General features: G+C 75.7%; 23 protein-coding genes. 15 read left to right on the top strand and 8 right to left on the bottom strand.

All coding sequences use genetic code 11. The features are described 5' to 3' along the window. Positions 1-29 precede the first annotated feature (29 nt). Entirely contained in the window at positions 30-917 is an 888-nt protein-coding gene (locus ACH4SE_RS05060; RefSeq protein WP_398541896.1) for a DUF3027 domain-containing protein, read from the bottom strand. 266 nt (positions 918-1,183) lie between these two features. Between ACH4SE_RS05060 and ACH4SE_RS05055 the strand changes: the two genes are divergently transcribed. The 4 genes from ACH4SE_RS05055 (at position 1,184) to ACH4SE_RS05040 (ending at position 4,759) form a co-directional block, all read left to right on the top strand. Further along, positions 1,184-2,560: an MFS transporter gene (locus tag ACH4SE_RS05055; RefSeq protein WP_398541895.1), complete on the top strand. Its 1,377-nt coding sequence runs from the start codon at positions 1,184-1,186 to the stop codon at positions 2,558-2,560. A 127-nt stretch (positions 2,561-2,687) separates the two neighbouring features. Next, positions 2,688-3,179, top strand: a complete 492-nt coding sequence (locus ACH4SE_RS05050) for a hypothetical protein (RefSeq protein ID WP_398541894.1) — start codon at positions 2,688-2,690, stop codon at positions 3,177-3,179. A 4-nt stretch (positions 3,180-3,183) separates the two neighbouring features. Beyond that, a complete protein-coding gene (locus ACH4SE_RS05045; RefSeq protein WP_398541893.1) occupies positions 3,184-3,873 on the top strand; it encodes a futalosine hydrolase in 690 nt (229 codons plus the stop codon). Next, positions 3,860-4,759: a 1,4-dihydroxy-6-naphthoate synthase gene (locus tag ACH4SE_RS05040; RefSeq protein ID WP_398541892.1), complete on the top strand. Its 900-nt coding sequence runs from the start codon at positions 3,860-3,862 to the stop codon at positions 4,757-4,759. The genes ACH4SE_RS05045 and ACH4SE_RS05040 overlap by 14 nt, the downstream gene beginning before the upstream one ends. Before the next feature lie 124 nt (positions 4,760-4,883). Here the strand turns inward: ACH4SE_RS05040 and ACH4SE_RS05035 are convergent, their stop codons facing one another. Then, positions 4,884-5,267: a cold-shock protein gene (locus ACH4SE_RS05035; protein WP_043180173.1), complete on the bottom strand. Its 384-nt coding sequence runs from the start codon at positions 5,265-5,267 to the stop codon at positions 4,884-4,886. Between the two features lie 167 nt (positions 5,268-5,434). Between ACH4SE_RS05035 and ACH4SE_RS05030 the strand changes: the two genes are divergently transcribed. After that, the gene (locus ACH4SE_RS05030; RefSeq protein ID WP_398541891.1) at positions 5,435-5,674 is read left to right on the top strand and encodes a hypothetical protein; all 240 of its coding nucleotides are present in this window, start codon (positions 5,435-5,437) and stop codon (positions 5,672-5,674) included. A 30-nt stretch (positions 5,675-5,704) separates the two neighbouring features. Here ACH4SE_RS05030 and ACH4SE_RS05025 read toward each other — a convergent pair whose 3' ends face one another. After that, a complete protein-coding gene (locus ACH4SE_RS05025; RefSeq protein WP_398541890.1) occupies positions 5,705-6,361 on the bottom strand; it encodes an HAD family hydrolase in 657 nt (218 codons plus the stop codon). 121 nt (positions 6,362-6,482) lie between these two features. Here ACH4SE_RS05025 and ACH4SE_RS05020 point away from each other — a divergent pair, with 121 nt between their 5' ends. Genes ACH4SE_RS05020 through ACH4SE_RS05005 form a run of 4 tightly spaced genes read left to right on the top strand, consistent with a single transcriptional unit; the run spans position 6,483 to position 10,506 of the window. After that, positions 6,483-7,481, top strand: a complete 999-nt coding sequence (locus tag ACH4SE_RS05020) for a FecCD family ABC transporter permease (protein WP_398541889.1) — start codon at positions 6,483-6,485, stop codon at positions 7,479-7,481. Further along, positions 7,478-8,554: a FecCD family ABC transporter permease gene (locus tag ACH4SE_RS05015; protein WP_398541888.1), complete on the top strand. Its 1,077-nt coding sequence runs from the start codon at positions 7,478-7,480 to the stop codon at positions 8,552-8,554. Before ACH4SE_RS05020 ends, ACH4SE_RS05015 begins: the two co-directional genes overlap by 4 nt. Next, entirely contained in the window at positions 8,551-9,468 is a 918-nt protein-coding gene (locus ACH4SE_RS05010) for an ABC transporter ATP-binding protein (protein ID WP_398541887.1), read from the top strand. The genes ACH4SE_RS05015 and ACH4SE_RS05010 overlap by 4 nt, the downstream gene beginning before the upstream one ends. 27 nt (positions 9,469-9,495) lie before the next feature. Further along, the gene (locus ACH4SE_RS05005; protein ID WP_398541886.1) at positions 9,496-10,506 is read left to right on the top strand and encodes an ABC transporter substrate-binding protein; all 1,011 of its coding nucleotides are present in this window, start codon (positions 9,496-9,498) and stop codon (positions 10,504-10,506) included. Between the two features lie 13 nt (positions 10,507-10,519). On the opposite strand, the gene ACH4SE_RS05000 is transcribed toward ACH4SE_RS05005, so the two are convergent. Beyond that, on the bottom strand, positions 10,520-11,506 hold the full coding sequence (locus ACH4SE_RS05000; protein ID WP_398541885.1) for a hypothetical protein: 987 nt from the start codon (positions 11,504-11,506) through the stop codon (positions 10,520-10,522). A gap of 707 nt (positions 11,507-12,213) precedes the next feature. Between ACH4SE_RS05000 and ACH4SE_RS04995 the strand changes: the two genes are divergently transcribed. Continuing rightward, positions 12,214-14,736, top strand: a complete 2,523-nt coding sequence (locus ACH4SE_RS04995; protein ID WP_398541884.1) for a helicase-associated domain-containing protein — start codon at positions 12,214-12,216, stop codon at positions 14,734-14,736. A 3-nt stretch (positions 14,737-14,739) separates the two neighbouring features. Here ACH4SE_RS04995 and ACH4SE_RS04990 read toward each other — a convergent pair whose 3' ends face one another. After that, positions 14,740-15,264, bottom strand: coding sequence for a VanZ family protein (locus tag ACH4SE_RS04990; protein ID WP_398541883.1), 525 nt, complete (start codon positions 15,262-15,264; stop codon positions 14,740-14,742). Positions 15,265-15,892: 628 nt separating this feature from the next. Between ACH4SE_RS04990 and ACH4SE_RS04985 the strand changes: the two genes are divergently transcribed. The 3 genes from ACH4SE_RS04985 (at position 15,893) to ACH4SE_RS04975 (ending at position 18,613) form a co-directional block, all read left to right on the top strand. Beyond that, entirely contained in the window at positions 15,893-16,234 is a 342-nt protein-coding gene (locus ACH4SE_RS04985) for a hypothetical protein (protein WP_398541882.1), read from the top strand. A 75-nt stretch (positions 16,235-16,309) separates the two neighbouring features. Then, positions 16,310-16,738 (top strand): hypothetical protein, encoded by a 429-nt coding sequence (locus tag ACH4SE_RS04980; protein ID WP_398541881.1) that lies wholly within the window; start codon positions 16,310-16,312, stop codon positions 16,736-16,738. 222 nt (positions 16,739-16,960) lie between these two features. Next, positions 16,961-18,613, top strand: a complete 1,653-nt coding sequence (locus tag ACH4SE_RS04975) for a DNA repair helicase XPB (RefSeq protein WP_398541880.1) — start codon at positions 16,961-16,963, stop codon at positions 18,611-18,613. Positions 18,614-18,653: 40 nt separating this feature from the next. On the opposite strand, the gene ACH4SE_RS04970 is transcribed toward ACH4SE_RS04975, so the two are convergent. Further along, a complete protein-coding gene (locus ACH4SE_RS04970; RefSeq protein ID WP_398541879.1) occupies positions 18,654-18,833 on the bottom strand; it encodes a hypothetical protein in 180 nt (59 codons plus the stop codon). A 276-nt stretch (positions 18,834-19,109) separates the two neighbouring features. Between ACH4SE_RS04970 and ACH4SE_RS04965 the strand changes: the two genes are divergently transcribed. Further along, positions 19,110-19,820, top strand: coding sequence for a copper homeostasis protein CutC (locus ACH4SE_RS04965; RefSeq protein WP_398541878.1), 711 nt, complete (start codon positions 19,110-19,112; stop codon positions 19,818-19,820). A 22-nt stretch (positions 19,821-19,842) separates the two neighbouring features. Here the strand turns inward: ACH4SE_RS04965 and ACH4SE_RS04960 are convergent, their stop codons facing one another. Continuing rightward, the gene (locus tag ACH4SE_RS04960; RefSeq protein ID WP_398541877.1) at positions 19,843-21,945 is read right to left on the bottom strand and encodes a HelD family protein; all 2,103 of its coding nucleotides are present in this window, start codon (positions 21,943-21,945) and stop codon (positions 19,843-19,845) included. A gap of 282 nt (positions 21,946-22,227) precedes the next feature. On the opposite strand from ACH4SE_RS04960, the gene ACH4SE_RS04955 reads away from it, so the two are divergent. Further along, positions 22,228-22,914 carry a hypothetical protein gene (locus ACH4SE_RS04955; RefSeq protein ID WP_398541876.1) on the top strand — a complete coding sequence of 229 codons (687 nt, stop codon included), beginning with the start codon at positions 22,228-22,230 and terminating at the stop codon, positions 22,912-22,914. Between the two features lie 6 nt (positions 22,915-22,920). Here the strand turns inward: ACH4SE_RS04955 and ACH4SE_RS04950 are convergent, their stop codons facing one another. After that, positions 22,921-23,592, bottom strand: a complete 672-nt coding sequence (locus ACH4SE_RS04950) for a class I SAM-dependent methyltransferase (protein WP_398541875.1) — start codon at positions 23,590-23,592, stop codon at positions 22,921-22,923. Between the last annotated feature and the right edge of the window lie 21 nt (positions 23,593-23,613).

Below are 23,613 nucleotides of genomic sequence, written 5' to 3'. Positions count from 1 at the left end.
TGCCCGCCCGGGGTGCGGCTCCCGGGGCCTCAGGAGGTCGTCTCGGGCCCGTCCCCGGCGGCTTCGCCCGGCACGGGGGCGCCGCCGCCGTCCTCGGCCCCCTGCGCCGCCGCGCCCAGCGGGAGCGGGTCGGTGTCGTGGAACTCGTCGAGGACCATCGGCGCGGGCTGCGGCGGCCTGGGCATGACCGCCGCCTCGGAGTGGCCGCCGCAGCCGTAGCCCAGCGACACCAGGCGGCCGTCCGCCGGCGAGAACTCGTTGGCGCACACCCCGAAGGCCTGGCTCAGCGAGCCGCTGATCGGCACCAGGAAGCCGCAGCTGACGCAGTTGGCGGGCGCGGCCTGGGCCATCGCCGTCTTGGGCCCGAACTGCTCGTCCCAGCGGTCGGCGGCGGTGTGCAGGCCGTAGCGGGACAGCACGCGCGGGCGGCCCAGGCCGAGCTGCCCGGCGATGGAGGCGATCGTGGCCACGGAGGGCACGATCATGTCCTCCCCCTCGGGCGCCGCCTCCGGCTCGGCGAGCGGCCCGCGCGGCTCGTCCTCGCCCGTCCAGCCGGGCTCCAGGCGCAGGTCGTCGGCCTCGGTCGGCAGCAGGTCGCCCGGCCCCATGTCGCCGGGCCGCAGCCGCTCGCTCCACGGCACCCACTCCGGCGCGAGGACGGCGTCGGAACCGGGGAGCAGCACCGTCTCGTCGATGGTGACGGCCTTGGCGCGGGAGGCCCGCGTCAGCGTGGTGGCCCACCGCCAGCCGCGGTACGCCGGCTCGGTGCAGGCGAAGTAGTGCGTGACGACCCGGTCGCCCTCCGCGGCGACACCCAGGTGCTCGCCCACCGCGTCCGGCCCTGCGGCCTCCAGCGTGACGGCCCTGGCCATCTCGACCGCCTCGGCGCACAGGCGGTCAGGGGTACGGCTTCGCATCGCTGCACTCACAGAAATCGTTTCTCTCTCTACGCCGTCTCACGTGTGCGCTCGTGGGCGGATAGGACCTGACGGAGATGCGGGAAGTTGCAGCGGAGCGGACCTGTGGACCGCTTCGACGCCTGGTCTCCCTGCCTCATCCGGCCCTGCCCGAGCGTCCTCGGGCGCACCTGTTACACCCATTCTGCGTGATCGCACGGTACCTGTGCGCACCACGCCCGCAAAGGAGGGGGTGAGCACTGTTCCGATTGGGGCAGGATTGCGACATGGCACGAACCGTCACCGCCGGCCGGAGGCCGGTGCGCAGCACTGGAGCCGCCCTCGGCCACGTCGTGGGCGGGCCGGCCCGTGCGCTGGGCCGCCGCATCCGCCGCGCGACCCGCTCCGGCGGCGCGGGCGAGTCGGGCCTGGCCAAGCTGATCGAGCTGCACGCGGTCAACTCCGCGGGCGACATGATGGTCACCGTCGCGCTCGCGAGCACGGTCTTCTTCTCGGTGCCCAGCGGCGAGGCGCGCGGCCGCGTGGCGCTGTACCTGCTGGTGACGATGGCGCCCTTCGCGCTGCTCGCCCCGGTGATCGGCCCGCTGCTGGACCGGCTCCAGCACGGCCGCCGGGCCGCGATGGCGATGGCGATGATGGCCCGCGCGGTGCTGGCCTGGACGATGGCCGGGGTGATCTCGACGGCGGGCCTGGGCCTGTACCCGGCCGCGCTGGGCGTGCTGGTGGCGTCCAAGGCCTACGGCGTGGTGCGCAGCGCGGTGGTGCCACGGCTCCTGCCGGGCCGCACCACGCTGGTGAAGGCCAACTCCCGGGTCACCCTGTCGGGCCTCCTCGCCACCGCGGTCGCGGCACCGGTGGGCGCGGGGCTGAACGTGATCGGGCCGCAGTGGCCGCTCTACGGCGCCTTCGTGGTCTTCCTGTGCGGCGCGATCCTGTCGCTGTCGCTGCCGGCGAAGGTCGACTCGGCGCGCGGCGAGGAGCGGGTGCGGCTGTCGGCGGACGAGGAGGCGTCGCCGGAGCCCACGGGCATCCCGGGGCGCAGGCCCGGCCTGCTGGGCGTCGGCCCGTCGGTGCTGCACGCCCTGCAGGGCAACGCGGGGCTGCGGTCGCTGTCCGGCTTCCTGACGATGTTCCTGGCGTTCATGATGCGCGAGCACCCGCTGGGCGGGCTGACACCCGCGATGTCGCTGGGCGTGGTGGGCGTGGCGGCGGGCGTCGGGAACGCGTTCGGAACCGCGCTGGGCGCGTGGCTCAAGGCGCGCGGGCCCGAGGTGATCATCGCGACGGTGCTGCTGTGCGCGCTGACCGCGGCCACGTTCGCCGCGGGCTGGTACAGCATCGTCACGGTCGCCGCCCTCACCGCCGTGGCGGGCATCTCGCAGGCGCTGGCCAAGCTGTCGCTGGACGCCCTGATCCAGCGTGACGTGCCCGAACCGGTGCGCACATCCGCCTTCGCCCGCTCCGAGACCGCGCTCCAGCTGTCCTGGGTGGTCGGCGGCGGGCTCGGCATACTGCTGCCGCTGATCGGCCCGCTCGGCATGGCGTGCGCCGCGGGCCTGGTGCTGCTGGCGTTCAGCGTGTCCGCGCGCGGCCTGCTGGGCGGCGCCCGCCGCGGCGGCACGGCCCGCGCCCGGGTGGCCTGAGCGCCCCCGGCAGCCCGGGACCGCACGCCTGACCGGCGGCTGGAGGGGCGCGCACCCGTACGGCGTACCCCCCGTGACACGCGCACCCCCGCGCGGGCTGGGGGCGACCGCCCGGTAGCCTCCTGCCATGAGCATTCGCCGTACTGCCACCACCCTTGGTGCCCTCTCTCTCGGGCTTGTCGTCCTCACCGCCTGCGACAAGCCGACCGCCATGGCGACCGTGACGGTGGGCGGCAAGACCGTGCAGGCGGAGGCCGCCGACAAGTGCTACAACGACGGCAAGAAGCTCGCGCAGAACGTCTTCCTCGCGTGCCTCCAGGTCACCCCGGAGCACCACATCACGGTGCCGGTCGGCGACAAGGTCCGGATCGGCGTGGACCCGTCCATCGCGAAGAAGGGCTGGCTCATCGCGTCCGGCACGACGCTGGTGACGCCGGAGCCGCTGAAGGACAAGACGTACTGGTCGGTGGACAGCGAGCAGCTGTTCAACCAGCAGGACCCGTCGAGCGGCAGCACCAGCACCGCCAAGCAGGTCACGCTGAACGTCGTGGAGTCGGCCGACACCAGCGGCGAGGACTCCTTCCGGGTGATCCAGGTCAACCTGATCCGGGGGCAGTAGCCCGATGGTGCGGCGCAGCCGCCGCGTCCTGGTGCTGACCGCGGTCGACGCCGAGCGCGAGGCCGTCCTCGCGGGCCTGGCCACCGCCGGGGAGGCCGCCCGCGGCTTCGACGTCGCCACGGTGGGCGCGGGGGCCGCGGCCGCCGCGGCCGCCACCATGTACCACCTGCTGACCGGGGACGCCTCCGGGCGCCCCGGCCTGGTGGTCAGCGCCGGCATCGGCGGCGGCTTCGCGCCCGCCGCGCCGGTCGGCTCGCTCGCCGTCGCCGAGTCCGTCGTCGCCGCGGATCTGGGCGCGCAGACCGCCGGGGGCTTCGTGCCGATCGCCGAACTGGGCTTCGGCCGCGGCGAGCACCGCCCGCCCGCACGGCTGAGCCGGGCGGTGGCCGGTGCGCTGGGCGCCGCCTACGGGCCGGTGCTGACAGTGGGCACAGTCACCGGTACGGGTGAACGCGGCGCCGAGCTGGCGGCCCGTCACCCGGGGGCGGTGGCCGAGGGCATGGAGGGTTTCGGGGTGGCGGAGGCGGCGGCGTATCTGGGGATACCCGTGCTGGAGATCCGCGCGATCTCCAACGCCGTGGGCCCGCGGGACCGGGCGGCCTGGCGGATCGGCGACGCGCTGGCGGCGCTGGCGACGGCGTTCGGGATGCTCCCCGGCGTACTGGAGGTTGAGGCAGGACATGACGACAGCTAGCAGCGGCCCGGCCGGCCGCACCCCCGCCCCCGGCGGCGACGCCTCCTCCGGGGCCCTGCGGATCGCGTACTCCCCGTGTCCCAACGACACCTTCGTCTTCCACGCCTGGGCGCACGGCCTGGTGCCGGACGCACCGCCGCTGGACGTGACCTTCGCGGACATCGACATCACCAACGGGATGGCCGAGCGCGGCGAGCTCGACGTCCTGAAGGTCTCCTACGCGGTGCTGCCGTGGGTGCTGGACGACTGGGCGCTGCTGCCCTGCGGCGGGGCCCTGGGCCGCGGCTGCGGACCGCTGGTGCTCACCCGCGAGCCGGGAGCCGACCTGGCGGGGCGGACGGTGGCGGTGCCGAGCGAGAAGTCGACGGCGTACCTGCTCTTCCGGCTGTGGGCGGCGGCGGAGGTGCCCGGCGGCGTCGGGCGGATCGTGGTGATGCCCTTCCACGAGATCATGCCGGCGGTGCGGGACGGCAGGGTGGACGCCGGCCTGGTGATCCACGAGGCGCGCTTCACCTACCAGAACTACGGGCTGCACAAGCTCGCGGACATGGGCGAGCACTGGGAGGGCAGCACGGGACTGCCGATCCCGCTGGGCGCGATCATCGCGCGCCGCTCGCTGGGCAAGGAGCGGCTGCACGCGCTCGCCGAAGCCGCGCGCACCTCGGTGCGGATGGCCTGGGACGACCCCGCGGCCTCCCGCGCGTATGTGCTCGCGCATTCGCAGGAGATGGATCCGTCGGTCGCCGACCAGCACATCGGGCTGTATGTGAACGAATTCACAGCGGATTTGGGCGAGGCTGGTTACGCGGCCGTCCGCGGGCTGCTGACGCGCGCGGCGGCCGAAGGACTCGTGCCGGCGCTCGGCGCGGACGCGCTCGCTTTCTGAATTCCGCCCGCCGCGCCCGCGCAAGCGGCCGCCGCGGTGCCGCGGGCGGACTGCGGGATTCGGCGGAAATCGGCGGCGCCCCAACGGAATTCGATCCTCCGCTAAGGCGCCGCCTTTCCTTCGGCTATACGTCCAACTGGTCGGCCACGACGCGCAGCACGGACGCGATCTTGTGGCCGTGGGCCTTGTCGGGATAGCGCCCGCGCTGGAGCGAGCGGGCGACGTCTTCGAGCAGTGTGGTGAGGTCCTGCACGATGGGCAGGAGTTCGTCGGGCTTGCGGCGCTGGGCCGCGGCGACGGAGGGCGTGGGGTCGAGCAATGTCACGGACAGCGCCTGGTCGCCGCGCTGGCCGGCGACGACGCCGAATTCCACGCGCTGACCGGGCTTGAGCGAGGCGACACCGTCGGGCAGCACCGAGGAGTGCACGAAGACATCGCCGCCGTCGTCGCGGGAGAGAAAGCCGAAGCCCTTCTCGCTGTTGAACCACTTGACCTTGCCGGTAGGCACGTCCGACCTCGTCCTCGTTGCTCGATATTGCTCGAAACTGCTCTGGATAAGACAGCAGCGGGCCCATCGGAGACCCGCCGACACCAAGGCTAATGGCCAGATGCCGTGTGACAAGACGGCAAGGCACCGTTCCCCCGCGCCTCACGCAACGGACCTACCCTTGTCCGGTGAGCAAACAAACCAGGGGCGCGGGCGACCTGCTCGTCAGGACCGGCGCCGTCGTCTTCATGCTCGGGGCGGTCGGCACCCTCGCCACCGTCGCCCCGCTGCTGCTGGGCACGCACCGGCTGCCGACGCCCGCGTACTTCGTCTCGATGCTGATGGGGGTGGGGCTGGCGCTCTCGCTGCTGGGACTGCTGCGCTCGGCGCTGGCCCAGCGGCGCCCGGAGGGCCGTCCACAGGCCTGAAAGGGTCACCCGCAGGCGTGAATTCGGCGGTCAGGCCGCCGCGGAGGTGTGGGCTGCCAGCCAGCCGGGAAATTCGCCGAGGCCGTCGAGTACGACATCGGCCCCCGCCGCCCGCAGCTCCGCCGCGCTGCACGGCCCGGTGGCCACCGCCACGGACAGCGCCCCGGCCGCCCGCGCGCCCCGCACGTCACCCGTGTGGTCGCCGACGTAGACGCCGGCACCCCACTCGATCAGCGCCTCGGCCTTGGCCTCCGCCCACAGCCAGCCGCGCAGCTCGGCCTCGATGCCCACGTGCGCGAGGTGCAGTTCGGCGTTGGGACCGTATTTCGCGGTCACGACCACCGGGCGGCCGCCCGCCGCCCGGACGGCCGCCACGGCCTCCACGGCGCCCGGCATCGCCGGGGTGGGGGCGATGGCGAAGTGCGGGTACAGCTCGCGGTAGCGGTCGGCCATCTCCGGCACGCGCTCGGGCGGGAACCAGTTGGCCAGTTCCTCGTCCAGCGGCGGTCCCAGCCGCGTGACGGCGAGGGCGGAGTCGATGAAGACCCCGGTCTCCGCCGCGAGCCGGTCGTACACGGCCTTGATCCCGGGCCGGGAGTCGATCAGCGTCATGTCGAGGTCGAAGCCGACCGTGAGGCCGGGAGCGGCAGGGGGCAGGGAGAGGAGGTCAGTGGTCACGGCACCCATTGTCGCCCGGCCGGTCAACCTCACCCCCGGGGCGCCCGGGACCTGGGCGTATAGTTAGCGCAGCCTAAGCTAAACACGCCCGGCGCCCCACGGTCGCCGCACTCCGGAGGACCGCTTCGTCATGCCCCTGCGTCGCCGCACCGGCTGGATGGCCGCCGCGGCGGTGGCGCTGCTGCTCGCCGTGCTGCTCAGCCTGGCCGTCGGGAGCCGGGCGATACCCCCCGGCCAGGTGCTGGACGCGCTGCTGCACGGCGGGACGAGCCAGAACGCCGAGGTGGTCCGCAGCCTGCGGGTGCCGCGTACGGTTATCGGGATCATGGTCGGGGCGGCCCTCGCGGTCGCCGGGGTGGTCATGCAGGGCGTCACCCGCAACCCGATCGCCGAGCCCGGCATCCTCGGGGTCAGCCAGGGCGCGTCGCTCGGGGTGGTGTGCGCCATCGCGTACGCCGGGGTGGGCACGCTCAGCGGCTACGTCTGGTTCGCCTTCGCGGGCGCCGGGGCCGCGGCCGTCGCCGTCTACGCGATCGCCGCGCGCGGCCGGGGCGGGGCCTCGCCGGTGAAACTGGCGCTCGCGGGCGCGGCCATGAACGCGTTCCTGACCTCGATCGTGTCCGGGGTGCTGACGACGGACGCGCAGACGCTGGAGACCTACCGCTTCTGGCAGGTCGGTTCGCTGTCCGGGCGGGACTCCCACATCATCGGGATGATCTGGCCCTTCCTGGTGGCCGGGCTGCTGCTGGTGCTGGCGATGGCCCGCGGGCTGGACGCGCTGGCGCTCGGCGAGGACGTCGCCAAGGGACTGGGGCAGAACGTGGCGCTGCTGCGGCTGCTCGGGGCGCTGGGGGCGACCGTGCTGACCGGTGCCGCGGTCGCGGCGGCCGGGCCGATCGCCTTCGTGGGGCTGGCCGTCCCGCATCTGGCCCGCGCCCTGGTCGGCACCGCGCACCGCTGGGTACTGCCCATGGCGGCGCTGCTGGGCCCGGTGATGATCCTGGTGCCGGACGTGGTGGGGCGGATCGTCTTCCCGCCGTCCGAGGTGCCGGTGGCGGTGATGACGGCGCTCATCGGGGTGCCGTTCCTGGTGGCGCTGGTACGGCGCCGGGCGGTGGTGGCGGCGTGAGCGCGACGGGTACGGGACGCCCCCGTGTGCGGCCCGCGGGCTACGCGGTCGCGCGCCCCGGTGGCCGCGGCTCCTTCCTGGTGCACCGGCGCTCGCTCGCCGTCTCCGGCGTGCTCGCGCTGCTGCTCGCGGCGGCGTGCGTGGCGTACCTGTGCGTGGGCGAGTCCTTCGTGGCGCCCGGCGAGGTGCTGAAGGTCGTGCTGGGCCGCCCCAGCCCCGACGAGCTCGTGGTCGGCGAGCTGCGCGAGCCGCGGCTGGTGCTGGGGCTGCTGGTCGGCGCGGCGTTCGGCGTGTCCGGCGCGCTCGTCCAGACGGTCGCGCGCAACCCGCTCGCCAGCCCCGACGTCATCGGCGTCACGCACGGCGCGGGCGCGCTCACGGTCGCCGCGATGACGTACGGCGTGACCTCCTACACCGCGCTGCCCTACCTGTCGGTCGCCGGCGGGCTCGGGGCGGCCGCGCTCGTCTACGCCTTCGCGTGGCGGCGCGGGCTGCACGCGTCGCGCTTCGTGCTGATCGGCATCGGCTTCTCCGTCGCCCTGTCGTCGGTCACCCAGCTCTTCATGACCAAGGGCGACTACCTGGTCGCCCAGCAGGCCAAGGTGTGGCTGACCGGCTCGCTCAACGGCCGCGGCTACGACGAGGCGCGCCCGCTCGCGCTCGTCCTGCTCGCCGCGCTGCCGTGCGCGCTGTGGGCGGCGCGGGCGCAGCGCACCGTGTCCTTCGACGACGACACCGCGACCGCGCTCGGCGTGCGGCTGGGCCGCGTCCGGCTCGGCCTGGTCACGCTGGGCGTGGTGCTCGCGTCGGTGGCGACCGGCGCGGCCGGGCCCGTCGACTTCGTGGCGCTGCTCGCCCCGCAGATCGCCCGCCGCCTCACGCGCTCCGCGCAGATCCCGCTGCTGGCCTCCGCGCTGACCGGCGCGCTGGTCGTGGTGGTCGCCGACCTGCTGGCCCGCAAGCTCTTCGCGCCCACCGAGCTGCCGGTCGGAGTGATGACCGCGGCGGTCGGCGCGCCCTACCTGATGTGGCTCATCGTGCGCAGCCGCAGCCGTTCCGGAGATCCCTCATGACGACCCCTGAGCCCGCGACCACCCCCGCCGCCGCCTCCGCCGTGCCCGCCGCCCGGCGTGCGGACGGCGGGCAGGCCGGTCCGCCGCGCAACCGGCTCGCCGCCCGCGCGCTGACGCTGTCGTACGAGGAACGGACCGTCGTCGAGGGCCTCGACCTGGAGATACCCGACGGGCAGGTCACCGTCGTCGTCGGCCCCAACGCGTGCGGCAAGTCCACGCTGCTGCGGGCGCTCGGCCGCCTCCTCAGGCCGCGCGGCGGCTCGGTGCTGCTGGACGGCGCCGAGCTGGCCCGCGTACCGACCCGGCAGATCGCCCGCACCCTGGGCCTGCTGCCCCAGTCCCCCGTACCTCCCGAGGGCATCACCGTCGCCGACCTCGTCTCGCGCGGCCGCCAGCCGCACCAGAAGTGGTGGCAGCAGTGGTCGGAGGCCGACGAGCGGCTCGTCGCCGAGGCCATGGAGCGCACCGCGACCGCCGACCTCGCCCACCGCCTGGTCGACGAGCTGTCCGGCGGCCAGCGCCAGCGGGCCTGGATCGCGATGGCCCTCGCGCAGGACACCGATCTGCTGCTGCTCGACGAGCCCACGACCTTCCTGGACATCGCCCACCAGGTCGAGGTGCTGGACCTGGTACGGCGGCTCAACCGGGAGCGCGGCCGCACGGTCGTCGCCGTCCTGCACGACCTCAACCAGGCCGCCCGGTACGCCGACCACCTGGTCGCCATGAAGGCCGGCCGGATCGTCGCCGAGGGCCCGCCCTCCGAGGTGGTCACCGCCACGCTGGTCCGCGAGGTCTTCGGGCTGGAGTCCGTCGTCGTACCCGACCCCGTGACCGGCGACCCGCTGGTGGTGCCCGGCGCGCCCTGGCAGACGCCCGCACCCGCGGAGGACGGCACCGCTCCCCCGCACCCCTGACCCGGCACGTCCGAACGGAGAACCGCCATGCCCCTTACCAGCAGCGCCCGTTCGACCAGCAGCTCCCGACCCCGCAGGCACTCCCGGGCCGCCGCGCTCGCCGCCGCCGTGTGCTGCGCCGCCCTCACCGCGACGGCGTGCTCCTCGTCCCCGGGTTCCTCCGGTTCCTCCGGTTCCTCCGGCGGCAAGGGCACGCACACCGTCGCCACGGCGATGGGCGAGGTGACCGTCCCCGACCACCCGGAGCGCGTCGTCGTCCTCGACACCGCCGAACTGGACTCGGCGATCACCCTCGGCGTCACGCCGGTCGGCGCGACGAACGCGGGCACCAGCAGCGGCTTCCTCGACTACCTGCCGAAGGAGAAGACCGCCGGCATCAAGGACGTCGGCGCCGTCGCGAGCCCCGACCTGGAGGCCGTCGCCGCCCTGCACCCCGACCTCATCCTCAGCAGCAAGGTGCGCGACGGCGCGCACTACGCCGCCCTCAGCAAGATCGCCCCGACCGTGCTGACCGAGTCCACGGGCGCCCCCTGGAAGGCCAACTTCCAGCTCCACGCGGCGGCGCTCGGCCGCACCGCGCAGGCCTCGGCCGTGGTGAGCGCGTACGGCAGGCACGTCGCCCGGGTCACCGCGGCGCTCGGCGGCAGCACGAGGGCGGCGGCGCTCAAGGTGAGCATGGTGCGCTTCGTCCAGGGCGCCGACATCCGGCTGTACGGCAACGCCAGCTACATCGGCACCGTCCTGAAGGACGTCGGCCTCGGCCGGCCGCAGACCCAGAACGTCCGCCGCCTCAGCGTCGACATCAGCCCCGAGCAGATCGACAGGGCCGACGGCGACGCCCTCTTCTACGCCACCTACGGCGACCCCGCGGCCGCCAAGGAGACGGAGGTGACGGCCGGGCCGCTGTGGAACCGGCTCGCGGCCGTCAGCTCCGGGCACGCCCACCGGGTGGACGACGAGCTGTGGTACCAGGGGATCGGCTACACCGCGGCGGACAAGGTGCTCGACGAGCTGCAGCAGGACCTCGCCGCGCAGTAGCCGCGCCCGGGCCTCACGCCGAGCGGCGGCTGCGCCACAGCAGGTAGAGCGCGGTGCCCACGGCGGCCAGCCGGACGGTGAGCGGGTAGGCGTCCTGGAACGCCTGCCCCATCTGCCCCTTCGCGATCGGGCTGCCCCACTTGCCGACGTCGCGGCCCCAGATCCACACGAGCGTCCCGGCCGCGAAGGCGCCCGGGATGAACAGGACCGCGAACTTCGCCTGCGGGCGCGTGAGCTTGCGCGACAGCCAGGCCGTCAGCCACCCGAGGCCGAGCGGGATGAGGGAGCCGGCCACCGCGCCGCCCACCAGCAGCGCGGCGGCGACCAGCAGCATGGGGCTGCCCCAGCGGCGGGCCCCGCCGCCGCGCGGCAGCCGGGGGAGCAGGCGGCGCCTGCGGGGCCCGGCAACGGCGACGGGCCCGGCGGCCGGGACCGCCTCCTCCCCGGGCTCCTCCGCGCCGGCCTTGCCCTTGTCGCCGTCCTCGCCGTCCGCGCCCTTCCCGGGCAGCGGGCGGCCCACGGCGTCGAGTTCCTCGTCGTCGTCCGGGATGAAGATGCCGCCGCTCATGCCCGGCAGCCCGTCGAGCTCCTCGCCGGGACGCGCGCCCGGCCCGCCGGGCCCGCCCTGCCACCACAGGGGCCCGCGCTCGGCGCCGCCCTCGCGCTCCGCCGCCGCGCCCCGCGGCTGCCGCGGCACGCCGGGCCCCGCGGTGTAGGGCCCGTACGACCCCGGTCGCGGCTCCTGCGCGGGCGGCGGCTCCTCGCGCCGCTCCCCCGCGGGCCTCCCCGCGGCGGCCTCGACCACCTCGTCCGGGCTGCCCATGCGCCCGAGGATGTGCCGCACGTCCGCCTCGGCCCCCGCACCGCGCCGCTCGCGCTCGATGTCGCTGCGCAGCTGCGCGACAAGCCGCATGCGCTGGGCGGCGGGCATGGCGGTCTGCGCCAGATCGCCGACCCGGCTCAGATAGTCGAACACCAGCCGGTCGCTCTCGACCCCCACCGCCGCTCCCTCCACACGCCTGCGCCGACGGTACCGGCCGGACAGCCCGTCAGGCCACGGCCCACGCCCGCCTCACCGCTGCCACCCGCTGCCGGGGACGCGGTCCGCGGTGAGCCCAGACGCCCCCGTAGCCCCCCATGCCCAGGGCCCGGGGCAGGCCGCAGGTGAGGCGCCGGGCGGCGACCGGGGCAGGCCGCAGGTGAAGGCCAGGAAGACCCCCGGCCCTTCGTCCCTCCCGGGCGGGCCGGCCGCGGTGCCGTCCCGTGGCGGCGCGGGGGCTCAGCAGGAGGGGTTGCCGCCCGCGGGCACGCCCGGCAGGGCGTGAAGTGCCGGTGGGCGCCGCCCCCGTCCTGGACCGGTCGAGGAGTGACGCCCCCGTAGCCCCCCATGCCCAGGGCCCGGGGCAGGCCCGCAGGTGAGGCGCCCGGCGGCGACCGGGGCAGGCCGCAGGTGAAGGCCAGGAAGACCCCCGGCCCCTCGTCCCTCCCTCCCGGACGGGCCGGCCGCGGTGCCGTCCCGCCTGCGGGCGGGCCGCCCGGCCACCGGGCGGCGTACGGTCCGCGGCACCCGGCGGGTCCGCTTCCCGGCGGCGCCGCCGGGCGCACCGAGGCGCGGCCAGGTGGTGCGGCCGCACGCGGCGCGCCTTCACGGGCGCGGGTCCGCGTGCGGGGGGCGCGGGGGGCCGGGCAGGGCCTACTGTGGGACGGATGACGACCGGTGGCCAGAGCAGCGCGCCGCGCACCCTCGCGGAGGATCTGCGCGCGCGGGACGACGACGCGCTCGAACGGCTGCTGCGGGCGCGGCCGGACCTCATCGCCCCGATGCCGAACGACGTCACGCAGCTGGCGACGCGTGCGGCGACCCGGACGTCCGTGGCGCGGGCCCTGGACCGCCTCGACGCCTTCACACGGCAGACGGCGGAGGCCCTCGCCCTCACCGCGGACGGCTGCCCGTACGCCGAGCTGAGCGGGCTCATGACCGGGCTGCCGGCGGCGGAGGTGCGGCCGGGCCTCGGCGAGCCGCTGGATGCGCAGGAGGCGGCGGCTGTCAGGGCCGAGCTGCCGCGGGCGGTGGGCGCGCTCCGGGACCGCGGGCTGGTGTGGGGCGACGACGACCGGCTGCGGCTGGTGCGCACCGCGCGGGACGTGCTCGCGCCCTCCGCGTCGATGCCGTCCTCGACCGGGCTCGGCCCGACCGTGGCGGAGGCGACGGCCGGGATGTCGCCGGCCCGGCTCCAGGAGCTGCTGGCCGACGCGGGGCTGGGCGCGACGCACGACCCGGCCAGCGCGGTGGAGGCGCTGACCGGCCTCTTCGCCGACCCGGACGCCTTCTCCGCGCTGCTGGCACAGGCCCCCGAGGGCGTACGGGCGGTGCTGGACCGGCTGGTGTGGGGACCGCCGTACGGCGAGGTGCGGGACGCGACGGTGGCCATACGCGCGGAGGAGGCGGAGACGCCCGTGCAGTGGCTGCTGTCCCGCGGGCTGCTGCTGCCGGTCGGGCAGCACAACGTCGTCCTGCCCCGGGAGGCCGCGCTCGCCCTGCGCGCCGGGCGCGCGCACCGCACCCCGCAGCCGCTGCCGCCGCAGGTCACCCCGGTGCCGCGGACCGCGAAGACGGTGGACGCCACCGCCGCGGGCCAGGCCTTCACCGCCGTACGCACCGTGACCGACCTGCTCAAGGAGTGGCAGTCGGGCGGGCCCGCGGTACTGCGCGCGGGCGGGCTGAGCGTCCGCGACCTGCGCCGCACGGCCGCCGCCCTCGACCTCACCGAACCGCAGACCGCGTTCTGGCTGGAGCTGGCCTACGCGGCCGGTCTCGTCGCCGCCGACGGCGAGGTCGACGAGGCCTACGCGCCCACCCCGGCCGCCGACGAGTGGCTCCTGCTGCCCGCCGAACGGCAGTGGGCCGCGCTCGCCACCGCGTGGCTGGCCGCGACCCGCACGCCCGGCCTGGTCGGCACGCGCGACGCCAAGGGCCGCGCACTCGCCGCGCTGGGACCCGATCTGGACCGCTCGCTCGCCCCGCACGTGCGGGTCGCGGTGCTGCGGCTGCTGGCGGACCTCCCGCCGGGCGCGGCGGCGGCACCCGGCGAGCTGCTGGCCCGGCTGCGCTGGGACCGGCCGCTGCGGGCGGGGGCGGACGCGCTGCGCACGGACCTGGTGAACTGGACGCTGGCGGACGCGGAGACGCTCGGGCTCACCGGCCGCGGCGCGCTCGCCGCGCACGCCCGCCCGCTGCTGGACGCGGCCCCGCAGGGCGCGGCCGGGGACGTGCCCGCCTCGCCGGACGCCGCCGCGGGACGCGCCGCCGCCCGGCTCGCGCCGCTGCTGCCGGAGCCGCTGGACCACGTGCTGCTCCAGGCGGACCTCACGGCGGTCGCGCCGGGCCCGCTGGTGGCGCCGCTCGCCGAGACACTGGGCGTGCTCGCCGACATCGAGTCCAAGGGCGGCGCGACGGTCTACCGCTTCACCCCGGAATCCGTCCGCCGCGCCCTCGACGCCGGGCGTACGGCCGCGGAGCTGCAGTCCTTCCTGGCCGAGCACTCCCGCACCCCCGTACCGCAGCCGCTCGCCTACCTCATCGACGACGTCGCCCGGCGGCACGGCACGCTGCGGGTCGGCGCGGCCGCCGCGTATCTGCGCTGCGACGACGACGCGCTGCTCACGGAGCTGATCGCCGACCGCCGGGCCTCCGGCCTGGGCCTGCGGCGTCTGGCCCCCACCGTGCTGGCCTCGCAGGCCGATCCGGCGACGCTGCTGGAGCGGCTGCGCGACATGGGCCTGGCCCCGGCCGCGGAGTCCGCGGACGGCGACGTCCTCATCACGCGTCCCGACGCGCGCCGCACCCCGCCGCGCAGCGCGCCCGTCCCCGTACCCGACGGGCCGCCCGTGCCGGACGCCAACCTGCTGGGCCTCGCCGTCAAGGCCATCCGCGCCGGTGACCGCGCGGCCACCGCCGCCCGCCGCGCCCCCGCCGAACCGGCGCCGCAGGGCCTGCCCCGCAGCCCCTCCGCCGAGACGCTGGCGACGATGCAGGCGGCCGTGCTGACGGGCCAGTCGCTGTGGATCGGCTACGTCAACGCCGAGGGCACCGCCACGCAGCGCGTCATCGCCCCCGTGCGGGTCGAGGGCGGGCACGTCACCGCCTACGACCACACCACGGACGAGGTCCGCACCTTCGCGCTGCACCGCGTCACGGGTGTCGCCGAACTCGCCGACGACCCCGCCTGAGGCTCAGGACCTGTCCGTCCCCGCGCCCGGGTCGGTCCTGGGCCGCGGCTTCCGGTCGGCGGGCCGGGGGAAGTAGCGGTGCCACCAGTGGGGCCGGTCGGGGTGGAGCGCGGCGGCCAGGCGGTGGCCGAGCAGCAGGTACCCGAGCAGGGCGCCCACGGTGTTGAGGATGACGTCGTCGACGTCGAAGGCCCGGCCCTCCACCATCGCGCCCTGCGCCGTCTCGACCAGGACCATGGTCAGGGCCGTCAGCAGCGCCACCCGCAGGAAGCCCCGGGCGCGCGGGAAGAGCGTCGGGAGCAGGATCCCGAAGGGCACGCCGAGCAGGACGTTGCCGCCGATCTGCTTGACCGTGTCGTGGACGTCCGGCTGGTTGAGGTAGGTGCGGATGGACGCGCCCGGCCGCAGGTTGGTGTGCGTCAGCGAATCCGACGCGGGCGACGGGACGAGCGTGACGCGCGCCAGCGCCACCGCGAAGGCGACCATGCAGACCACCGCCACGGCCAGCACCACCGCCCGGGCGAGCATCGGACCGAGGCTGTGCCGTTGCAGCAGCGGGGGCGGCGGCTTCCGCGGCCGCGTACGGGTGCGGCTGCGCGGGGCCTTGGGTGTGGCCTTGGGCGCCGGCCGGGGCCTGGCGGGCCTGCGCCCGGGCCGGGCTTCGCGTGCGGGCTTCGCCTCCGCCGGGGGTGCGGGCCTGGGGCCGCGCCAGCGCTCGAACAACGCCATTCGCACCGCCACGGCTGTACCCCCCTCGGTGGGCCTCCTCTTGGGGGTCCGCCTACCCCGGGCCGGGGGCCCCCCCCCCCGCGGGGGGGGGGGGGGCCCCCCGCGGGGGGGCCCCCCGGGGGGCCCCCCCCCCCGCGGGGGGGGCGCCCCCCCCGGCCCCCCCCCGCGGCGGGCCCCCCCCGGGGGGGGGCCCCGGGGGGGGGGCCCCCCCCCCCGGGCCGGCCCCCCCCCGGGGGGGGGGGGGGGGGCGCCCCGGCCGGATTCGTCGCCGCGGGTGGCTCACGCGGCGGCGCGGCGGGCTCAGCCGTGCCGGCCGCGCCGGCGGCGGGACATCACCAGCAGCGTTCCGCCGGCCCCGAGCACCGCGACGGCGGAGGCCGCGATCCACTCGACCCCGTCCGTACCCGTGTGCGGCAGACCCGGAGACGTGGTCGGCGGCTGGGACGGGTGGTGCGTCGGCGGGTGCGACGGGCGGTGGGACGGCTGCTCGTGCGTGGGCGGCGTCCACGTGGGTGTCGTGGGCGGCGTCGTCCACGTCCACGTCGGCGTCGGCGTCGGCGTCCACGTCGGCGGTGTGGTCGGCGGCGTCGTGGGCGGTGTGGTCGGCGGCGTCGTCGGGGGTGTGGTCGGCGGCGTCGTCGGCGGGTGCGACGGGTGGTGTGTGGGGGGATGCGACGGGTGGTGCGTGGGCGGGTGCGACGGGTGGTGCGTCGGGGGGCGGGACGTCGGCGGGTGCGACGGGTGGTGCGTGGGCGGGTGCGAGGGGTGATGTGTCGGCGGGTGCGAGGGGTGGTGCGTGGGCGGGTGCGAGGGGTGGTGCGACGGGTGATGCGTCGGGTGATGCGTGGGCGGGCAGCTGGACGTGCTGGGCTGCGGCCACCCGGTGTCGGGAGCGCTCGGCCACCCCGTGTCGGGAGCGCTCGGCCCGCTCGTGCCGGGGGCGCTCGACCACCCGGCCTCGGAAGCGCCCGGCCCGTCCGCGCCGGGCACGCTCGGTCCGTCCGTGCCGGGCCTGCTCGGCCGGGCCGTCGTGGGCTGCCGGCCGGGGCCGTTCGTGTCGGGGGCGCCGGGCCAGTCGTACGTGGGCTGCGCGGCGCCGTGGCCGGCCGAGGGCCCTCCGTCGCCCGCCGGGTCGCCCGAGGCGGAGGCGGAGGCGGGGAGCAGCAGGCCGGCCGCGGCCATGACTCCCGCGACGACGACAGCCGAGGAGGCCGCGACCGCGCGGAACGTCCTACGCCGGCGCGGCTCGGCGGGAGGATGCGTCTGCTGGTGATCCATGACGGCAGAAAACATCAAATAGGACTAATACGGACGTAAGGCGCGAGTAAGGACGCCGTAGATTCGCACGGATGGCGCTCACCCCGCACCGGACCGCGTCCCGGGCCCGCACGCAGGCCCGCGCCGGATCCGAGGTGACCACGGACACCCTGCCCTTCCCCCCGCCCGGCGTACAATTTTTCGTTCGCCCCATCCCGGCCAGCCCGGAGGTACCCGCGTGTCCTGCCTGATCGTCCAGAGCGACAAGACCCTCCTGCTGGAGGTCGACCACGAGCTGGCCGACGCCTGCCGGCGGGCCATCGCACCCTTCGCCGAGCTGGAGCGCGCCCCCGAGCACATCCACACCTACCGGCTCACCCCGCTCGGCCTGTGGAACGCCCGGGCCGCAGGTCACGACGCCGAGCAGGTGGTGGACGCGCTGGTCGAGTACAGCCGCTACCCCGTCCCGCACGCCCTGCTCGTCGACGTCGCCGAGACGATGGACCGCTACGGGCGGCTGCGGCTCAGCAAGCACCCCGCGCACGGGCTCGTGCTGACCACCACCGACCGCCCGGTCCTGGAGGAGATCCTCCGCTCCAAGCGCGTCCAGCCGCTCGTCGGCGCGCGGATCGACGAGGACACCGTCGTCGTCCACCCCTCCGAGCGCGGCCAGATCAAGCAGGTGCTGCTCAAGCTGGGCTGGCCCGCCGAGGACTTCGCCGGGTACGTGGACGGTGAGGCGCACCCGATCCACCTCGACGAGGAGGGCTGGGGGCTGCGCCCCTACCAGAAGCAGGCCGTGGAGGGCTTCTGGCACGGCGGCTCGGGCGTGGTCGTGCTGCCGTGCGGCGCGGGCAAGACGCTGGTCGGCGCGGGCGCGATGGCCGAGGCGAAGGCGACCACCCTGATCCTGGTCACCAACACCGTGTCGGCGCGGCAGTGGAAGCACGAGCTGGTCCGGCGCACCACGCTCACCGAGGACGAGATCGGCGAGTACAGCGGCACGCGCAAGGAGATCCGGCCCGTCACGATCGCGACCTACCAGGTCCTGACGACCAGGCGGAAGGGCGTCTACCCGCACCTGGAGCTCTTCGACTCCCGGGACTGGGGTCTGATCATCTACGACGAGGTGCACCTCCTTCCTGCTCCGGTCTTCAAGTTCACCGCCGACCTCCAGGCGCGCCGCCGCCTCGGGCTGACGGCCACGCTGGTCCGGGAGGACGGCCGCGAGTCGGACGTCTTCTCGCTCATCGGCCCCAAGCGCTTCGACGCCCCCTGGAAGGAGATCGAGGCGCAGGGCTACATCGCGCCGGCCGACTGCGTCGAGGTGCGGGTCAACCTCACCGACGCGGAGCGGCTGGCCTACGCCACCGCCGAGGCCGAGGAGAAATACCGCTACTGCGCGACGACGGCGACCAAGCGCAAGGTCACCGAGGCGCTGGTGCGCAAGCACGCGGGCCAGCAGACGCTGGTCATCGGGCAGTACATCGACCAGCTCGACGAGCTGGGCGAGCACCTGGGCGCCCCGGTGATCAAGGGTGAGACGCCGAACGCGCAGCGCGAGAAGCTCTTCGAGGCCTTCCGGCAGGGCGAGCTGTCGGTGCTGGTCGTATCGAAGGTGGCCAACTTCTCCATCGACCTGCCCGAGGCGACCGTCGCCATCCAGGTCTCCGGCACCTTCGGCTCCCGCCAGGAGGAGGCGCAGCGGCTGGGACGGGTGCTGCGGCCCAAGGCGGACGGCCACGAGGCGCGCTTCTACTCCGTGGTGGCCCGGGACACCATCGACCAGGACTTCGCGGCCCACCGCCAGCGCTTCCTGGCCGAGCAGGGCTACGCCTACCGGATCGTCGACGCGGACGACCTGCTGACGGGCGCGGGCGAGGACGTCTGACCGGTCCGGCCCGCGCGCACAGCGCAGGCTCCGGCTCCGGTCAGTAGCGTTTGGCCCCGGTGCCGAGCACCACCACCTCCACCGCCGCGACGGCGTACACGCGTATCGCGCGCAGGGCGTCGCCGAGGCGGTGGCGGGGGTGGTCGGGCCGGGAGTCGGGCATGGTCGCGCCGTGCACGAGCTGCACCGCGGGGGCTGGGTGGATCGTCGAGGAGGCCATGCCCCCACGGTACGAAATCCGGCATTCGCCCCACGTCGGACTGAGGATGTAATTCTCCCGCCCGGTGATCATCCCCCGGGCGGACCGGCATCCCCTACCCGGAGGTCGGGGTCACCCCGAGACCGTCCGTCCCCGGCCGTACCCGGCCCGCCCCGGACGTGCCTCCACGGCACCAGGCAGTGGTCCGGCGGCTCCAGCGGGTAGTCGGCGCGCGAGGGGCGTTCGGGGGACCCCGGGGGTCGCGTGGGGGCGGGGGCATGTGGCAACCTTGGTCATATGTCTAGACCAATCTTCGAGGTAATCGCCCTCGGACCCGATGACGCCGTTGCGGCACAGGCCGGCGGCGCCGACCGGCTCGAACTGGTCACGGACATGGCCGCCGACGGCCTGACCCCGTCGCGGGAGACGTTCGCGGCGATCCGCGCCGCCGTCGACATCCCCCTGCGGGTGATGCTGCGCCTCACGGACGGCTTCGACGCGGGCGGGGCCGAGCGCCTGGACGAACTGTGCGAGGCGGCGCAGGCACTGCGCGCGGAGGGCGCGGAGGAATTCGTGCTGGGCTTCCTGGACGGGAGCGGCGCGGCGGATCTGGAGGCGGTGCACGCCCTGGTCGACGTGCTCGACGGGTGCCGGTGGACCTTCCACCGGGCGATCGACCGCGCCACCGACCGCGACACCGTACGGCTGCAGCTCGCGGGGCTGCCCGGCCTCGACACGTATCTGACGGCCGGGTCCGCGAAGGGCGTCGGCGACGGGATGGACGTGCTGTGCGCGGAGGCCGCGCGCAGCGGCGAGCCGGGCTACGAGCCGCGGCTGCTGGTGGGCGGCGGCCTGCTGCTGGAGCACGTACCGGAGTTGCGCGCGGCCGGTCTCGACGGCTTCCACGTCGGCGGCGCGGTGCGGGCCGGCGGCTGGTCCGGCGCGGTGGACCCGTCCGCCGTCCGGACCTGGCGCGAGGTGCTGGACGCCCCCGTGGCCGTGGGCTGAGGCCCGCCGCCGCGGCGGCCGTTCAGGAGGCCAGCGCCTCCGGCAGCGGCTGCGCGTGGAGGACGGTCAGACCGGACACCGCTCGGGTCAGCGTCACGTACAGGCGGCGCAGGCCCGTCCGCGGGTCGGGTTCCGCGGCGACGACGGCGGCGGGTTCGGCGAGGACGACGTAGTCGTATTCCAGGCCCTTCGCGAGGGACGCCGGGACGAGGGTGAGGCGGGTGTCCGCCGAGGTCTCCTCGCCGGGGGCGAGGAAGGGCAGGCCGGCCGCGGTGAGGGCGGCGGAGAGCGCCGGGACGTCGGGGTCCGCGGCGATCAGGCCGACGGAGCCCTCGTGCCCCAGTGCCTTCTCGCACGCGGCGAGCACCGCCGCCTCCAACTCCCCTTCCGGCACGGCCTGCACGGCGAAGTCGCCGCCGGCCTCGCGCACGGACGTCGCCGGGGCGAGGTCCGGGGCGATCTGCGGCAGCAGCCGGGACGCGTAGCCGATGACCTCCCGCGGCACACGGAAGCCGCGCGTCAGCTCCTCGACGCGCGCCCCGGGTTTGCCGAGGTGTTGCAGCGCCTCCGCCCAACTGGCCGTCGCCCAGGGCGTGGTGCCCTGGGCGATGTCGCCGAGCACGGTCGCCGAGCCGGTGGAGCAGCGCCGCCCGACCGCGCGGTACTGCATCGGTGAGAGGTCCTGCGCCTCGTCCAGCACCACGTGCCCGAGCGACGGGGTGCGCTGCACCAGGTCCTGCGCCTCGTCGACGAGTACGGCGTCGGCCGCCGTCCACTTCGCCGACGCCGGCCCCCGCGCGGGCTTCGGCCACAGGACGGTCCGCTGCTCCTCCGGGTCGAGGATGCCGTCGGCCGCCTCGGCGAGGAACTCCGCGTCGGACAGCAGCCGCAGCACCAGTTTCGCCGGGTCGACGGGCGGCCAGCACGCCTTGACGGCCGCCTTGACCGCGGAGTTGCGGGCCACCGCGTCCTGCACGCGGTCGTCGGGGGCCTCCCCCGCGCGCTCCATCTGGACCAGCACGGCGTGCGCGATGCGCTGCGGCAGGGCGTCGTGCGCGGCGCCGTAGCGGATGTCGCGCCCGGCCAGCTCGCGGACGATCTCCTCCAGTTCGTACACGGGCACGCGCCACCGGCGCGAGCCGCGGACGACCACGACCGGCTCCTGCGGCATCCGGATGCCCGAGCGCACCGCGCGCCGCAGCACCTCCGCCATCCGGGCGTCGCCCTTGAGCCGGGCGGCCTCCGCCGAGTCCGTGCCGCGCACGGGGACATGGGCGACGAGGGAGTCCACCGTGGCCTGCTTGACGTGGAGTTCGCCGAGCGCGGGGAGCACCTGCTCGATGTAGCGCAGGAAGGACGCGTTCGGGCCGATCACCAGCGTGCCCGCGCGGGCGAGGCGCTCGCGGTGCGCGTAGAGCAGGTACGCGACCCGGTGCAGGCCCACCGCCGTCTTACCGGTGCCGGGCGCCCCCTGCACGCACACGGTGCCGGTGACGCCGGCGCGCACGATCTCGTCCTGCTCCGGCTGGATCGTCGCGACGATGTCGCGCATCGGGCCGACGCGCGGCCGCTCGATCTCCGTCTGGAGCAGCCTGCTCGCGGTCTCCGACTCGGCCGGGTCGGTGAGGTGCTCGTCCTCGTACGCGGTCAGTTCCCCGCCGGTGTAACCGAAACGGCGGCGCAGGACGACGTCCATCGGCTCGGCGCGGGAGGCGCGGTAGAAGGGCTGCGAGACGGGCGCGCGCCAGTCGATCACCATCGGGTCGCCCGCGGCGTCGTGGACGTGCCGGCGCCCGATGTAGAAGCTCTCGCCCTCCGCGCCCTCCGCCGTGTCCGCGCCCGGCGCGTGGCCGTAGTCGAGCCGGCCGAAGAACAGGGGGGTGCCGGCGAGGTCGGCGAGCGCGACGATGCGGGCCTCGTACGCGGCGGCCAGGATCTTGGCGTCCACCCAGTTGCCGCTGACGTCGCTGATGTCCATCGCCTCGACGTCCGCGCGCATCGCCCGCAGCGCGGCCCGTGACGCGGCGAGGTGGTCGCGCTCGCGGCGCAGCGGATCGCCTCCGGCGGGGCCGGGCGGGACGGGGGTGCTGGTGCTGTGGTCCTGGCTCTGGGCGTGCGAGGGCACGGATGCCTCCGGCGGTCGGGGCGGGTACGTGAGGGGGCCGGCCGGTTTCCGTCCGGCCGGCGGCACTCCCGTCCGGGAGGCGGCAAGACCGGCGATCTTACGCCTGCGGCGCGGCTGGGGCGAATGCATTACCCGCGCGTCCCCCCGCGCGTCCCCCCGCGTCCCCGGCCGGTCCCCTTTCCGCTCCGCGGCGGGGCGTTCCGCCGGCGGTGGAAGGGGGCGGCGCGCGGTGCGCCGGACCCGCGCCCGTCCCCCGCGTGCGCTTCCGCCACAATGGCCCGCATGCCTCACACCAGCGCCGCGGCCCACCCGCGGTACGACGCCCTGCTCGCCGAGTGGAACCAGCTGCTGCGCCGCTGCCAGGAGGACGCGCACGGCGGGGCGGGCGAGCAGGCGCCCGACCCCAACCCGTACGGGCGGGAGCTGCTGGAGCGGTGGGACGAGCCGCAGCGCCGCTACCACACCGTCGACCACCTCGCGCAGGTGCTCGCCCGGGTGACCGAGCTGACCGGCTACGCGCACGACCCGGACACGGTGGCGCTCGCCGCGTGGTTCCACGACGCCGTCTACCGCCCCGACCGCAGCGAGAACGAGGAGCGCAGCGCCGACCTCGCGCGCCGCGCGCTCACCGAGGCGGGGGTCGGCGCGGAACGCGTCGCGCAGGTCGTCCGGCTGGTGCGGCTGACGGTCACGCACGACCCCGCGCCCAACGATGCCGACGGCGAGGTGCTGTGCGACGCCGACCTCGCCGTCCTCGCGGGCGACCCGGCGGCCTACGCCGCCTACGCCGCGGCCGTACGCGCCGAGTACGGCTTCGTGCCGGACGCCGACTTCCGCGCCGGGCGGGCCGACGTGCTGCGCCGGCTCCTCGACCTGCCCCATCTGTTCCGCACCCCCTACGGCCGCGAGCACTGGGAGCGCACCGCGCGCCGCAACCTCACCACCGAGCTGGAGCTGCTGGAGGCCTGAGCCGCCTCAACTCCCGCCGCGCACCGCGCGGATGAGGGTCGTCGCCACGGGTGGCTCGCGGTCGCCGCCGCCCGGGTCGCGCAGCACCTCGGTGCTGATGCCGGTGAAGCCCGCGTCCGCGAGCAGCTTCGTCCACACGGCGGCCTCCAGCACCCAGCGCCGCTTGGTCGTCAGGCTGCCGCTGGAGGAGCGCACCGACACCTCGGTGGGCCGCAGTTCGGCCGCCGGCGGCGTGCCGTCCTCGTGGTGGGCGAGCGTCGCGAGGACCAGTGTGCCGCCGGCCCGCAGCCCGCTCGCGGCGGCGGGCAGCATGTGCACCGGGTCGGAGAAGTCGGCGGCGCCGAAGCAGGAGTAGGCCACGTCGAGAGTGCCCGCGGCGGCGGCGAGGTAGGTGGCCGCGTCCCCGTGCACGAAGTCCAGTTCCGCGATGTGGCCGTACCGTTCGCGCCCGAGCGTGACACGGGTGGCCGAGGTGTCGATCGCGGCGACCTGTGCCGCGCCGAGCACCGCGGCGACGTACGCGGCGCGCTCGCCCGTCCCGGCCCCGAGGTCGGCCACGCTCGCCCCGGCGACGTCGCCGAGCAGTTCGGCACCGGGCCCGAGCCGCTGGTACCAGTCCCAGTACAGCCGCTCCTCGTCGAGCGGCCCCGGTGCGGTGAGGGAGGTCACGGAAATCACCCGGACATCCTGGCGGAAGCC

The sequence above is a fragment of the Streptomyces sp. NPDC020983 genome (assembly GCF_044333485.1).
Taxonomy (GTDB): Bacteria; Actinomycetota; Actinomycetes; order Streptomycetales; family Streptomycetaceae; genus Actinacidiphila.
Note: the sequence above shows the minus strand (reverse complement) of the source record. Positions and strands in the feature narration are given on the sequence as shown.

Bases quoted from the DNA above. Each gene is read 5' to 3' on its own strand.
- ACH4SE_RS04965 (WP_398541878.1), top strand. From the start codon at position 19,110: ATGTCTAGACCAATCTTCGAGGTAATCGCCCTCGGACCCGATGACGCC.
- ACH4SE_RS05045 (WP_398541893.1), top strand. From the start codon at position 3,184: ATGGTGCGGCGCAGCCGCCGCGTCCTGGTGCTGACCGCGGTCGACGCC.
- ACH4SE_RS05040 (WP_398541892.1), top strand. From the start codon at position 3,860: ATGACGACAGCTAGCAGCGGCCCGGCCGGCCGCACCCCCGCCCCCGGC.
- ACH4SE_RS04990 (WP_398541883.1), bottom strand. From the start codon at position 15,264: ATGCTCGCCCGGGCGGTGGTGCTGGCCGTGGCGGTGGTCTGCATGGTC.
- ACH4SE_RS05025 (WP_398541890.1), bottom strand. From the start codon at position 6,361: ATGGGTGCCGTGACCACTGACCTCCTCTCCCTGCCCCCTGCCGCTCCC.
- ACH4SE_RS04995 (WP_398541884.1), top strand. From the start codon at position 12,214: ATGACGACCGGTGGCCAGAGCAGCGCGCCGCGCACCCTCGCGGAGGAT.
- ACH4SE_RS04970 (WP_398541879.1), bottom strand. From the start codon at position 18,833: ATGGCCTCCTCGACGATCCACCCAGCCCCCGCGGTGCAGCTCGTGCAC.
- ACH4SE_RS05050 (WP_398541894.1), top strand. From the start codon at position 2,688: ATGAGCATTCGCCGTACTGCCACCACCCTTGGTGCCCTCTCTCTCGGG.
- ACH4SE_RS05055 (WP_398541895.1), top strand. From the start codon at position 1,184: ATGGCACGAACCGTCACCGCCGGCCGGAGGCCGGTGCGCAGCACTGGA.
- ACH4SE_RS05060 (WP_398541896.1), bottom strand. From the start codon at position 917: ATGCGAAGCCGTACCCCTGACCGCCTGTGCGCCGAGGCGGTCGAGATG.
- ACH4SE_RS05005 (WP_398541886.1), top strand. From the start codon at position 9,496: ATGCCCCTTACCAGCAGCGCCCGTTCGACCAGCAGCTCCCGACCCCGC.
- ACH4SE_RS05010 (WP_398541887.1), top strand. From the start codon at position 8,551: ATGACGACCCCTGAGCCCGCGACCACCCCCGCCGCCGCCTCCGCCGTG.
- ACH4SE_RS05020 (WP_398541889.1), top strand. From the start codon at position 6,483: ATGCCCCTGCGTCGCCGCACCGGCTGGATGGCCGCCGCGGCGGTGGCG.
- ACH4SE_RS04955 (WP_398541876.1), top strand. From the start codon at position 22,228: ATGCCTCACACCAGCGCCGCGGCCCACCCGCGGTACGACGCCCTGCTC.